Origin of the sequence: Kitasatospora sp. NPDC098663, from assembly GCF_044760075.1 — a bacterium.
Taxonomy (GTDB): Bacteria; Actinomycetota; Actinomycetes; order Streptomycetales; family Streptomycetaceae; genus Kitasatospora.
The window spans coordinates 235954-248132 of sequence record NZ_JBIWAP010000010.1 but is presented as its reverse complement, the minus strand read 5'-3'; the positions used below and the strand labels follow the sequence as shown (position 1 = coordinate 248132).

The 12179-nt window shown below is 74.0% G+C and carries 11 protein-coding genes, 2 rRNA genes and 1 pseudogene; 11 read left to right on the top strand and 3 right to left on the bottom strand.

Translation table 11 applies throughout. The features are described 5' to 3' along the window. The 4 genes and pseudogenes from ACIQVZ_RS14055 to ACIQVZ_RS14040 all read left to right on the top strand — a co-directional run. Positions 1 to 93 (top strand): 23S ribosomal RNA (locus ACIQVZ_RS14055); the annotation flags it as partial. Between the two features lie 109 nt (positions 94 to 202). After that, positions 203 to 319: ribosomal RNA gene (gene rrf / locus ACIQVZ_RS14050) — 5S ribosomal RNA — on the top strand. 996 nt (positions 320 to 1315) lie between these two features. Further along, a pseudogene (locus tag ACIQVZ_RS14045) lies at positions 1316 to 1612 on the top strand (RNA helicase); the annotation flags it as partial. 390 nt (positions 1613 to 2002) lie between these two features. Then, on the top strand, positions 2003 to 2881 hold the full coding sequence (locus tag ACIQVZ_RS14040; RefSeq protein WP_350883675.1) for a tetratricopeptide repeat protein: 879 nt from the start codon (positions 2003 to 2005) through the stop codon (positions 2879 to 2881). An 89-nt stretch (positions 2882 to 2970) separates the two neighbouring features. Here the strand turns inward: ACIQVZ_RS14040 and ACIQVZ_RS14035 are convergent, their stop codons facing one another. Beyond that, a complete protein-coding gene (locus ACIQVZ_RS14035) occupies positions 2971 to 4341 on the bottom strand; it encodes a DUF1015 domain-containing protein (RefSeq protein ID WP_350883677.1) in 1371 nt (456 codons plus the stop codon). A 92-nt stretch (positions 4342 to 4433) separates the two neighbouring features. On the opposite strand from ACIQVZ_RS14035, the gene ACIQVZ_RS14030 reads away from it, so the two are divergent. Further along, positions 4434 to 5033, top strand: a complete 600-nt coding sequence (locus ACIQVZ_RS14030) for a tetratricopeptide repeat protein (RefSeq protein WP_350883679.1) — start codon at positions 4434 to 4436, stop codon at positions 5031 to 5033. 119 nt (positions 5034 to 5152) lie between these two features. Further along, a complete protein-coding gene (locus ACIQVZ_RS14025) occupies positions 5153 to 6190 on the top strand; it encodes an HAD-IIA family hydrolase (RefSeq protein WP_350883681.1) in 1038 nt (345 codons plus the stop codon). A 113-nt stretch (positions 6191 to 6303) separates the two neighbouring features. Here the strand turns inward: ACIQVZ_RS14025 and ACIQVZ_RS14020 are convergent, their stop codons facing one another. Then, positions 6304 to 6651: a sterol-binding protein gene (locus ACIQVZ_RS14020; protein WP_350883683.1), complete on the bottom strand. Its 348-nt coding sequence runs from the start codon at positions 6649 to 6651 to the stop codon at positions 6304 to 6306. A 177-nt stretch (positions 6652 to 6828) separates the two neighbouring features. Between ACIQVZ_RS14020 and ACIQVZ_RS14015 the strand changes: the two genes are divergently transcribed. The 4 genes from ACIQVZ_RS14015 (at position 6829) to ACIQVZ_RS14000 (ending at position 9750) form a co-directional block, all read left to right on the top strand. Next, complete coding sequence (locus tag ACIQVZ_RS14015) at positions 6829 to 7722, top strand: hypothetical protein (RefSeq protein ID WP_402449829.1); 894 nt, start codon at positions 6829 to 6831, stop codon at positions 7720 to 7722. Then, on the top strand, positions 7706 to 7894 hold the full coding sequence (locus tag ACIQVZ_RS14010; protein WP_350883688.1) for a hypothetical protein: 189 nt from the start codon (positions 7706 to 7708) through the stop codon (positions 7892 to 7894). The genes ACIQVZ_RS14015 and ACIQVZ_RS14010 overlap by 17 nt, the downstream gene beginning before the upstream one ends. Then, positions 7891 to 8748 carry a TlyA family RNA methyltransferase gene (locus ACIQVZ_RS14005; RefSeq protein WP_402449825.1) on the top strand — a complete coding sequence of 286 codons (858 nt, stop codon included), beginning with the start codon at positions 7891 to 7893 and terminating at the stop codon, positions 8746 to 8748. Before ACIQVZ_RS14010 ends, ACIQVZ_RS14005 begins: the two co-directional genes overlap by 4 nt. Positions 8749 to 8841: 93 nt before the next feature. Then, a complete protein-coding gene (locus tag ACIQVZ_RS14000; RefSeq protein WP_350883692.1) occupies positions 8842 to 9750 on the top strand; it encodes an NAD kinase in 909 nt (302 codons plus the stop codon). 19 nt (positions 9751 to 9769) lie between these two features. Here the strand turns inward: ACIQVZ_RS14000 and ACIQVZ_RS13995 are convergent, their stop codons facing one another. After that, positions 9770 to 11269 (bottom strand): PLP-dependent aminotransferase family protein, encoded by a 1500-nt coding sequence (locus tag ACIQVZ_RS13995; RefSeq protein ID WP_402449823.1) that lies wholly within the window; start codon positions 11267 to 11269, stop codon positions 9770 to 9772. Between the two features lie 132 nt (positions 11270 to 11401). Here ACIQVZ_RS13995 and ACIQVZ_RS13990 point away from each other — a divergent pair, with 132 nt between their 5' ends. Then, positions 11402 to 12097, top strand: coding sequence for a YitT family protein (locus ACIQVZ_RS13990; protein ID WP_402449820.1), 696 nt, complete (start codon positions 11402 to 11404; stop codon positions 12095 to 12097). Positions 12098 to 12179 lie beyond the last annotated feature (82 nt).

Genomic DNA, 12179 nt, shown 5'->3' with positions numbered 1-12179 from the left:
GGCTCCCAGTAGACGACTGGGTTGATAGGCCGGATATGGAAGCCCTGTGAGGGGTGGAGTTGACCGGTACTAATAGGCCGAGGGCTTGTCCTCAGACGCTCGCGTTCACTGTGTGGTTCCCGGGTAGCGAACAGCTATCGCCGGCGAACAAGAAAAACACTTATCAATTAAAAAGTGTGTTTCGCTGAATACCCGATAGGGTTTCGGTGGTCATAGCGTGAGGGAAACGCCCGGTTACATTCCGAACCCGGAAGCTAAGCCTCACAGCGCCGATGGTACTGCAGGGGGGACCCTGTGGGAGAGTAGGACGCCGCCGAACAATTATTCAAGGCCGCGGCCCCAGCGATTCGCTGGGGCCGCGGCCTTTTTGTGTTTTGCGAACGAGTAGTACCCCGGCAGGCCGGGACCTTCGCCCAGGCGGAGTGTTCCGGGATGTCGGACAATGGAGATGGTGCGCGGCCAGGAGGCCGGCGCCGAAACCGCGTGACGGCAGCGGAGTTGCTCAGTCCGCGGTGGAGCTGAAGCAGCAGAAGGAGTCACCACGATGTCGAACCAGCCCCAGGACCGTCCCGAGCGTCGATCGGACGACGGCCGAGGCTACGAGCCCCGGTCCCGTGGGGGCTGGTCGAACGACCGTGGCGGCGCCCGTCGGGACGACCGTCAGGGCGGCGGCTACCGTCGCGATGACCGTCCCTCCGGTGGCGGCTTCAACCGTGACGACCGTCCGCGTCGTGACGACCGTCCGTCCGGTGGTTTCAACCGGGATGACCGTGGTGGCGACCGTGGCGGCTTCCGTCGTGACGACCGCCCGTCCGGTGGCGGCTTCAACCGTGACCGTGGCGACCGTCCGTCGGGTGGTGGCGGTTTCCGTCGCGATGACCGTCCGAGCGGGTTCAACCGTGACCGTGACGACCGTCCGCGTCGTGACGACCGTCCGTCCGGTGGTTTCAACCGGGATGACCGTGGTGGCGACCGTGGCGGCTTCCGTCGTGACGACCGCCCGTCCGGTGGCGGCTTCCGTCGTGACGACCGTCCCTCCGGTGGCGGCTTCAACCGTGACCGTGGCGACCGTCCGTCGGGTGGTGGCGGTTTCCGTCGCGATGACCGTCCGAGCGGGTTCAACCGTGACCGTGACGACCGTCCGCGTCGTGACGACCGTCCCTCGGGTGGTTTCAATCGGGATGACCGTGGTGGCGACCGTGGCGGCTTCCGTCGTGACGACCGCCCCTCCGGCGGTGGTTTCAACCGTGACCGTGGCGACCGCCCGTCGGGTGGTTTCAATCGGGATGACCGTGGTGGCGACCGTGGCGGCTTCCGCCGTGACGACCGCCCCTCCGGCGGTGGCTTCAACCGTGACCGTGGCGACCGCCCGTCGGGTGGTTTCAATCGGGATGACCGTGGTGGCGACCGTGGCGGCTTCCGTCGTGACGACCGCCCCTCCGGTGGCGGCTTCAACCGCGACCGCGGCGACCGCCCGTCGGGTGGTGGCGGTTTCCGTCGCGATGACCGTCCGAGCGGGTTCAACCGTGACCGTGACGACCGTCCGTCCGGTGGTTTCAATCGGGATGACCGTGGTGGCGACCGTGGCGGCTTCCGCCGTGACGACCGCCCCTCCGGCGGTGGCTTCAACCGTGACCGTGGCGACCGCCCGTCGGGTGGTTTCAATCGGGATGACCGTGGTGGCGACCGCGGTGGCTTCCGCCGTGACGACCGCCCCTCCGGTGGCGGCTTCAACCGTGACCGTGGCGACCGCCCGTCGGGTGGTTTCAACCGCGATGACCGTGGTGGCGACCGTGGCGGCTTCCGTCGTGACGACCGCCCCTCCGGTGGCGGCTTCAACCGCGACCGCGGCGACCGTCGGGACGACCGCGGCGGCTACCGCGGCAACCGCGACGACCGCCGTGACGACCGGGGCGGCTACGACGACCGTCGTGGCAACTACGAGCCCGTCAAGCGCCTGCCGATCCCGGAGGACGTCACCGGCTTCGAGCTGGACGGGGACGTGCGCCAGGAGCTCAAGAGCCTTCCCAAGACGCTCGCGGACGACGTCGCCCGCAACCTGGTGATGGTGGCCCGCCTGCTCGACACCGAGCCGGAGGAGGCCTACCAGTTCTCCCGCGTCGCGCTCCGTCTGGCCTCCCGCGTGGCGGCCGTCCGTGAGGCGGCCGGTTTCGCCTCGTACATGACGCAGCGGTACTCCGAGGCGCTGACCGAGTTCCGTGCCGCCCGTCGGATGACCGGCCGTGCGGACCTGTGGCCGGTGATGGCCGACTGCGAGCGCGGTCTGGGCCGCCCGGAGCGGGCACTGGCGATGGCCGGTGAGCCCGAGGTGAAGCAGCTGGACAAGGCCGGCCAGGTCGAGATGCGTCTGGTCTCCGCCGGCGCCCGCTCCGACATGGAGCAGTTCGACGCGGCCGTGGTGACCCTGCAGAGCCCGGAGCTGGCCTCCAGCGCCGTGCACCCGTGGACCGCGCGTCTCCGGTACGCCTACGGCGAGGCGCTGATCGCGGCCGGCCGTGGCGACGAGGCCCGTGACTGGTTCGCGAAGGCGGCCGAGGCCGACACCGACGGCACGACCAACGCGGCGGAGCGCCTCGCCGAGATCGACGGCGTGGAGTTCGTGGACGCGCTCGACCCGGAGATGGCCGAGGAGGAGTTCGAGCAGGCCGACGCCCCGGCGAAGAAGCGCGGCGGCGAGGCCTCCGACGACCGCGTGATCTTCGAGGACGAGGAGAACGTCGAGGAGTACTACGACGAGGACGACCTCGAGATCGACGAGGAGTTCGACGGCGTGGTGCCCGCGCGCGCCACCGAGGCCAAGGACGAGGCCAAGGACGAGGTCAAGGCTGACGCCGAGGCCAAGGGCGACGCCCGCAGCTGAGCGGCTCCGGCCGACGAGTGAGGCCCTGCCCGCTTCCCCTGGAATTCAAGGGGGAGCAGGCAGGGCCTCTTCGCGTTCCGCAGGGGAACCTAGCCCAGTTCGAGGTTGCGCAGTACCAGTCCGGTGGCCGGCTTCGGCCCGAAGGAGGTGGACTTGCGCGGCATGGTGACGCCCTGCTCGGCGAGCCTGCGGACCACGCTCTCCCGGACCGGGTGCAGCAGGACGGCGGTGCCGCCGGTGCGTGCGGCCTCCTGCTCGGCGGCCGCGGCGGTGTGCAGGTAGCCGATGTCGTCCGGGCCGTCGGGGACGTGCCAGGTGCGGTCGAGCAGGGTGGCGTGCAGGACGGTGGCGTCCAGGTGGCGCCACTCCTCGGGCCGGTCGTGCGGCACGGTGGCGTCGAGCAGTGCCTCCTCGGGCTCGCCGAGCAGCCAGTACACACCGTCCCCGCCGGTCAGTATGAAGCCGTTGCCGCCGTGCCGCTTCTGTTCGGCGAGCGCCTGGAGGGCGGCGGTCAGCGGGCCGGGGACCTCCTTGACCTTCCACTGGTCGCCGAGCCTCTCCAGCGCCTCGGCCACCGGCAGCCGGTACAGCACCCGGTGGATGGCCCGGACCCGCAGCGGGTAGCGGGCGGTGTCCACCAGGAGCACCAGACCGCGGTCCCACGGGCTGCGCGGCAGGTGGCGGTGCTCGCGCTGGAGGCGGAGGTACATCTCCCAGCGGTGGTGGCCGTCGGCGATCAGGGCCCGGCAGGTGGCGAGGTCGCGGCTGATCTCGGCGATCTCGGCGGGGTCGGCGACGGCCCAGAGGCGGTGGTGGGTGCCGTCGCTGGTGGCCGTGGAGAGCAGCGGCTCGCCCTGGACGGTCCGTTCGATGACGCCGGAGGCGCCGCCGCCGCCGCGGTAGGTGAGCAGCAGCGGTTCGAGGTTGGCCCGGGTGGTGCGCATCAGGCCTACCCGGTCGGCGACCGGCCGCGGCATCACGTCCTCGTGGGGGAGGACCACGCCGGCCTCGCGACCGCTCACCGCGAGCGCGCCGATCAGCCCGCGCTGGAGCAGTTCGGGGGAGTCGCCGGTGGCGGGCACGCGCTGCTCGTAGACGTAGAGCGCGGGCGCCGGGTCGGCGGCGAGGATCCCCTCGCGCTGCCAGGCGGCCAGGAGCCGGGCGGCGTGCCGGTACTTGGTGTCGCGGTCGGGCCGGTCGCCGACGTCCTCGGGCTCGGGCCTGGGCAGGATCAGCCGGACCACGTTGTGCGGGTCGGCGGTCTCCAGGTCGAGCCGGCGGCCGGGGTCGACGACGTCGTACGGCGGTGACATGACCGCGGCCAGGGCGCCGACCCGATCGGGGACGTAGCGCAGGCCTCGGAAGGGTGACAGGGACAGGCCTGCGGTGGCGACGTGCCCGGGATCGCCGGGGCCGCCCTCGGGAGTCTCGACTCCGTCTTCTGCACTGGGTGTGCTCATTCTGGGCATCGTAACCGGGTACGCGTTGTTGAGAGATCGGAATACCCGTGCTGACCTGTGGGACGGGTGTGCGACCGAGGGCGAGGTACCGCATGGACGACGGGCAGGAACGGCTGGACGGCAACGGCCCGGCCGAGCAGGGCGGGCCGGACGGCGCCGCTGGCGGGGGCGCTCCGGCGCACGGCGGCGTGCCGGCGCAGGGGCGTTCCGGCGAGCCGACCGGGGACGTGTACGACTGGTTCCGGCGCGGCGGCAGGCTGCTGGCCCAGGGCAACCCGGCGGCCGCCGAGCAGCTGCTGGTCCGGGCGGCAGCGGCCGAGCCGCAGTCGCGCAGCATCCGGGAGACGCTGGCGCGGGCCCAGTTCGACACCGGTTCGTACGCGGCGGCGCTGGAGAACTTCCGGGCCGTCGCGCTGGCCGATCCGTCGGACGACTACGCTCAGTTCGGGTGGGGCGTCGCGGCGGCCCGGCTGGGCGACTTCGAGACGTCCGCCGAGCACCTGGCGCTGGCCGTGGCCATGCGGCCGGGCACCGAGCACTACCAGGCGGCGCTGCGGCAGACCAGGGCGACCCTGGCGGCCCGCGCCGGGGCGTTCGGCCCGCTGCTGCCCGGGGCACCCGGGTACCTGGCGCCCCCGCCGGGCCCGGACGGGGCGCCGACGGGCGACGCCGGTGTGGACGACGAGGTCTGACCGGCTCGGGGCCCGCACCACTCAAGGGCCCACCCCGCTCAAGGGCCCACCGGCTCAAGGGCCACCCGCTCGGGGGCACCCGAGGAAGCGAACGACGCAGTGAATGAGGTAGCGCAGCCATGACCGAGACGGCCACCACCGTGCGACGGACCGCCCCCGGCGGCAGCGAGCAGCCGCTGACCGAGGCGTACGACACGGCGCTGCTGGACCTGGACGGCGTGGTCTACGCGGGCCCGCACGCGATCGAGCACGCCGTGGACGCGCTGGCCGCCGCCCGGACGGCCGGGATGCGGCTCGCGTACGTGACCAACAACGCCTCCCGGCCGCCGCGGGTGGTGGCCGAGCACCTGACCGGACTGGGCGTGCCGGCCGAGCCGGCCGACGTGATCAACTCGGCGCAGGCGGCCGCCCGGGTGGTTGCCGAGCAGGTGCCGGCCGGGGCGAAGGTGCTGGTCGTGGGCGGCCCGGGGCTGGAGGAGGCACTGGCCGAGCGCGGGCTGGTCGCCGTCCGCTCGCTGGCCGAGGAGCCGCTCGCGGTGGTGCAGGGCTACGACCCGTCGGTCGGCTGGGCTCAGCTGGCGGAGGCCGCGTACGCGGTGCAGCAGGGGCTGCCGTGGGTGGCCTCCAACACCGACCTGACCATCCCGACCGCGCGCGGCATCGCGCCCGGCAACGGGACGCTGGTCGCGGCGGTGCGGGCGGCTGCCGGGGTGGACCCGGTGGTGGCGGGCAAGCCGCAGCCGCCGATGCACCGGGAGACCGTACTGCGGACCGGCGCGCGGCGGCCACTGGTGGTCGGCGACCGGCTGGACACCGACATCGAGGGCGCGTTCAACGGCGGGGTGGACAGCCTGCTGGTCTTCACCGGGGTGACCACCCCGGCACAGCTGCTGACGGCCCCGGCCGAGCACCGGCCGACCTACCTGTCGGCGGACCTGCGCGGGCTGCTGGAGCCGCACCCGGCGGTCACGACCGGGGCGGACGGCTTCGGTTGCGGCGGCTGGGTGGCGTCGGCCGCTGGTGGCGTGCTGCGGCTGGATGGCGGCGGGGACCGCTGGGACGGTCTGCGGGCGCTGTGCGCGGCGGCGTGGACGGCGCTGGACGCGGACGGCGCGCCGGCCGACGGGCGCAAGGCCCTGGCCGAGCTGGGGTTCTGAGCCGCCGCACGGCAGCACTCGAGGCGAGAGCGGTCGGGTCCGGAGCGCTCGGGTTCAGAGTGCTCGGGTCCAAGAGGGAAGGACCACGGCGGCAAGGACCACGGCGGCCGGGTTCAGAGTAGGGTGCGCAGCCGCAGCAGGTCGCGGAAGCCCGCCTCCAGCCGGATCCGGCCGCCCGCCCAGGCGGACGCGAAGTTGAGCCCGCCGAAGACCACGGCGACCAGGTCGTCGCTGCTCATGGTGAGCCGGATCGCCGCCTTCTCGGCCGGGGCGCCGGGGGCCGAGGCGAGGTCGTGGATCCGGCCGTCACGCAGTTGGCCGGTGAAGGTCAGGTCGAGGTCGGTGATCCGGCAGCTGAGCGAGCGGTCGAGGGCGGCCGCCTTGCGGACGTCACCGGTGGACTTCGCCATGTTCCGGCTGAGCTGTTCCAGTGCCCCGCGGCACTCCTCGGCGTTGGCCATGGCGGTGGTTCCCCTCCCTGGGTTCCCTGGTGGTCGCGGCAGGTGACGGCGATGGTCCCTGCCGGGCCACGGTACCGCAGCCGGGTTTTGGCGGTAGCGTCGTCGGTGGGGTGCCCGGATCGGCCCGGGCACCGACGGCGACGGAGCGATGCGCGCAGGCGCTAAGGAGGCACCCGGATGCTGCCGAGGACGGTGCGGGGAGTGGTGGAGGTCGCCGCCGGGCTGGCGGAGGAGGTCGGCAAGCGGGTCGTCGGGACGGCGGCCGTGATCCTGGAGCGGACCGGGGTCGACGTCACCGAGGTCGAGCGCCGGCTCGGCGGGCAGTTCCCGCCGTCGGCCAGGACGCTGCAGACGCTGGCGGAGGAGGCGGTCACCGCCGGGCGGGCCGGGGTGGACCTGGCCGTCGGGGTGGCGCGCGGCGAGGTGGAGAAGGCCTTCGAGAAGGTCGGCGACCAGGTGATGAAGGTCGGGGTGGTGCTCGCCTACCTGGAGAGCAAGCTGCGCGAGGTCGAGGAGGACGCCGAGCCGGCGGTGCGGTCGGCCGGGGTCGACGAGGCGGCGGAGCCGACGCCGGCGCCCCGGGCGGACGACCTTTTCGGGCGCGGTTGGGAGCGAGCGGACGAGCAGCCGGCGGCCCCGGCGGCGGGGGAGCCGATAGTGGCCGAACGGGTGGAGGTGGACGAGCCGGTCGAGGTCGACCCGCCCGTCCCGCCGGTACGGCCGTCGGTACCGGGGAAGGCCGCCGCGAAGCGGACCCCGGCGAAGAAGCCCGCTCCGGCGGAGCAGACCTCGGCGGAGAAGGCTCAGGCGGAGAAGGCCCCGGCGGCGGGCCGGGCCGGGGCGAAGAAGTCCCCGGCGAAGAAGGCGGCGGCCAAGAAGCCGGTGGCGAAGAAGACGGCCGCCAAGAAGACGACCGTGCGCAAGACGGCCGTCAAGAAGACCGCCACCGCGCAGCAGGCCGCCGCCGAGCAGGCCGCGCAGCCCAAGGCGCCCGCGAAGCGCACGGCGACGAAGAAGACCACCGTCCGCAAGGCCACCAGCACGAAGAAGCCCGATGACCGGACCAGCTGAAGCCGTCGAACCGCTCGGCGTGGAACCGACCCCGACCGGCCACCCCGTCGTGGACGCCGCGCTGGCCCGGCTGGAGGCCCTGGACGGGGTCCCGGCCGAGGCACACGTCGAGGTGTACGAAGATGTTCACCAGCGGCTGGCCGACACGCTGGCCGCGCTCGACCAGGAATGACCCTGGAACGACCCGCAGGACCCGTAGGAGCTGAAACACCAGTGGCAGTGGCACGACGCCGACTCGACGCGGAGCTGGTCCGCCGCAAGCTGGCCCGGTCGCGTGAGCACGCGTCCGAGCTGATCGCGGCCGGCCGGGTGACCGTCGGAGGCACCACCGCGACCAAGCCGGCCACCCAGGTGGAGACCTCGGCGGCGGTCGTGGTGGCCAAGGACGACAACGACCCCGACTACGTCTCGCGCGGCGGGCACAAGCTGGCCGGGGCGTTCGCCGCCTTCGTCCCGCAGGGCCTGGTGGTCGAGGGCCGCCGGGCGCTGGACGCGGGCGCCTCCACCGGCGGCTTCACCGACGTCCTGCTGCGGGCCGGCGCGGCCGGCGTGCTGGCGGTGGACGTCGGCTACGGGCAGCTCGCCTGGTCGCTGCAGAGCGACGAGCGGGTGACGGTGATGGACCGCACCAACGTCCGGGAGCTGACCCCGGAGCTGATCGGCGGCACCCCGGTCGACCTGGTGGTCGGCGACCTGTCGTTCATCTCGCTGGGCCTGGTGCTGCCCGCGCTGGCCGCCTGCGCGGCCGGGGACGCGGACCTGGTGCTGATGGTCAAGCCGCAGTTCGAGATCGGCAAGGAGCGCCTGGGCAGCGGCGGGGTGGTGCGCAGCCCCCAGCTGCGCGCCGAGATGGTGCGCCAGGTCGCCGGGCAGGCGTGGGAGCTCGGGCTGGGCGTGCGCGCCGTCACCGCGAGCCCGCTGCCGGGCCCGTCCGGGAACGTGGAGTACTTCCTGTGGCTGCGCCGGGACGCCCCGCAGCTGGATCCCGCCGAGGCGGACCGGGCCGTCGCGGAGGGGCCCCGATAGGGTGCTGTGGGGGCGTCCGGTCCGTCATGCTGTGTGACGCGACCGTACCGGGGCCGAAGGCGACCCGGCAGGCGTGAGGGAGAGGGCAGCGGCATGAGCGATGAAGAACGTACGGTCTTCCTGATCGCGCACACCGGCCGGGCGGCGGCGCTGCGCAGCGTCGAGGCCCTGGTGCACGGGCTGCTGAAGGCGGGCATCCGGATCAGACTGCTCGCCTCCGAGGCACTGGACCTGGACCTGCCGGACGGGGTCGAGAAGGTGGCCGGGGGGCCGGGCGCGGCGGACGGCTGCGAGCTGATCCTGGTCGCCGGCGGGGACGGGACGCTGCTGCGCGGGGCGGAGCTGGCCCGCGAGCACGGGCTGCCGATGCTCGGGATCAACCTGGGCCGGGTCGGGTTCCTCGCCGAGGCCGAGCGGGACGACCTGGCCGTGGTGGTCGAGCGGGTGGTCGACGCCGACTACGAGGTCGAGGAGCGGATGACGATCGACGTCATCGTCCGCACCAACGGCGATGTGGTGCACCGGGACTGGGCGTTGAACGAGGCGTCGATCGAGAAGGCGTCCCGGGAGCGGATGCTGGAGGTGGTGACCGAGGTGGACGGCCGCCCGGTCTCCAACTTCGGCTGCGACGGCGTGGTGTGCGCGACGCCGACCGGCTCCACCGCGTACGCGTTCTCCGGCGGCGGGCCGGTGGTGTGGCCGGAGGTGGAGGCGCTGCTGATGGTGCCGATCTCCGCGCACGCGCTGTTCGCCCGCCCGCTGGTGACCTCGCCGGACTCGGTGCTGGCCGTCGAGGTGCAGCCCAAGACCCCGCACGGCGTGCTCTGGTGCGACGGGCGGCGCACGGTCGAACTGCCCGCCGGCGCACGGGTGGAGGTCCGCCGGGGGCAGACCCCGGTGCGCCTGGCCAGACTGCACCGGGCGCCGTTCACCGACCGGCTGGTGGCCAAGTTCGCGCTGCCGGTGACGGGTTGGCGCGGGCGGGCGAACACCCACTGCTGACGGATCGCCGGTCGGCCGGTCAGATCGCCAGCGGCGGGGTGTCGGCGGGCGGTCCGTACCGGCCGCCAGCCGTCGCCCGGGCGGCTGTCTCGGCGAGCCGCTGCACGGCGGCGGGGACGGCCGGGGCCGGCACGGTGAGCGGGATCCGGATGTGGTGCTCGAACGCGCCGTCCGAGCCGAACCGGTTGCCCGAGGCGATCCGCACCCCGGCGCGTTCCCCGGCCCGGGCCAGCGCCGCGCCGGACAGCCCGCCGGTGGACACCCAGAGCGAGAGGCCGCCGGGCGGCGGCGTGAACGACCAGCCCGGCAGGTGCTCGGGCAGTGCGGCGGCGAAGGCGTGCGCCGTCGCCCGCAGCCGGTCCAGTTGGTGCGCCCGGACGGCGGGCAGCGGCTCGCCCAGCAGTTCGGCGGCGATCAGCTGCTCCAGGACCGGCGTGCCGACGTCGCTGTAGACCCGGTCGGCGGCCAGCCGGCGCACCAGTGCGGGCGCGGCCCGGACCCAGCCGATCCGCAGGCCGCCCCAGAGCAGCTTGCTGGCCGAGCCGACGGTGACCACCTGGGCGGAGCGGTCCAGCGCCGCCATCGGGCGCGGCAGCGGGGCGGACTCCGGTACGCCCCAGCCGAGTTCGGCGGTGGTCTCGTCGACCAGGACGACGCTGCCGGCGGCCCGGGCGGCGGCCAGCAGCTCGCGGCGCTGCTCCTCACCGATCAGCGCGCCGGTCGGGTTGTGGAAGTCCGGGATCACGTAGGCGACCTTGGGCGCGGCCCCGCGCAGCACCCCGCGCCACTCGGTGAGGTCCCACTCGGGCTGGGGGCGGTAGCCGTAGGGCACCGGCACCAGGCGGGCGCCGGTGATCCGGAGCGCCTGAAGGGTGTGGGCGTAGCTGGGCGCCTCGACGGCGACCCGGTCGCCGCGGCCGATCAGCGCCCGCTGGACGAGGTGCAGCCCGCCCATCGCGCCGGTGGTGACGAGGATCTGGTCGGGGGTGGTGGGCAGGCCGCGCTGGGTGTAGCGGCGGGCGAGGGCCTCGCGCAGCACCGGGACGCCGGTGGGGTAGTGGCCGTGCCCGGCGGCGTAGCAGGGCAGCTGCTCGACGGCCCGGACGGTGGCCTCGCCGAGGAAGGGCTGCGGGGCCGGCAGGGCGGCGACGCCGAGGTCCAGGGTGCTGCCCTGCTCGTCCGGGGGGACGGGGTGCAGCGCGTCGCTGGGCGGCGGGGCGCCCTCGGGCAGGGTGGTCCAGCTGCCGGCGCCGCGGCGGCTGAGCAGGTAGCCGTCGGCGCGCAGGGTCTCGTAGGCGGTGGCGACGGTGGTACGGCTCAGCTCCAGGGCACCGGCGAGTTCGCGTTCGGCGGGCAGCCGGGCGCCGACCGGCAGGCGGCCCTCGGTGACCAGCAGCCGGATCTGCCCGGCGAGGGTCCGGTAGGCGGGGCGGCGGGCGGCGGCCGGTTCGGGCAGCCGGGCGGCGGCGAGCAGCCGGGCGAGCGCGGGCGGGGTGACGGTGGTGTGCCAGTCGGCCAAGGCTGATCAGTCCACTTGCTCGAAATTGGCCCTGGAGTGGGCTCTATTGGCCCGACCATCATGGCAGTGCGGCCGTCGAGTCCGCCACCGCCGGGGCCGCCCGGGGTGCAGCACCACCCGCAGGAGCGCCCGATGGCCACCACGACCACGCCCACGACCACGTCCGGACCCGCCCGGGAGGCCGCCCGGCCCCCGCTCGCCGCCCGGGTGCTCGGCGACACCCACGCCCTGGGCCGCCGGATCCCGCAGCTCGCCGTCGGCCTCTACCTGTACGGCGCGAGCATGGCGCTGATGCTGCGCTCCGGCCTCGGCCTCGACCCGTGGGACGTCTTCCACCAGGGACTGCAACGCGTCGCAGGCCTCTCGGTGGGCACCTGGGTGACCATCTGCGGCGCCCTGGTCCTGCTGCTGTGGATCCCGATCCGCCAGCGCCCGGGTGTCGGCACCGTCGCCAACGTGCTGGTGCTGGGCGCCTCGATGGACCTCACGCTGCGGCTGGTCGACGGCCCGCACGGGCTGCCCGCCCGGATCGCGCTGATGGCCGCCGCGATCGTGCTCAACGGCCTGGCCACCGGCCTCTACATCGGTGCCCGCCTGGGCCCTGGCCCGCGCGACGGCCTGATGACCGGCCTGCACCGGCGCACCGGGCGTTCGCTGCGGCTGATCCGCACCGGCATCGAGGTGACGGTACTGGTCGCCGGCGTCCTGCTGGGCGGCACCGCCGGGGTCGGCACGGTCGCGTACGCACTGGCGATCGGCCCGCTGGTGCAGATCTTCCTGCCGTGGTGCACGGTGCCGGGACCCGGGCAAACGCCCCGCAAGGGGTGAACTTCCGGGCACGGAGTTGCCGCGCGGCGTTGCCGCTCGTCGCGCGCCGGGGGTGGAACCTCGTAAGGTCGTCTCCGTGTTG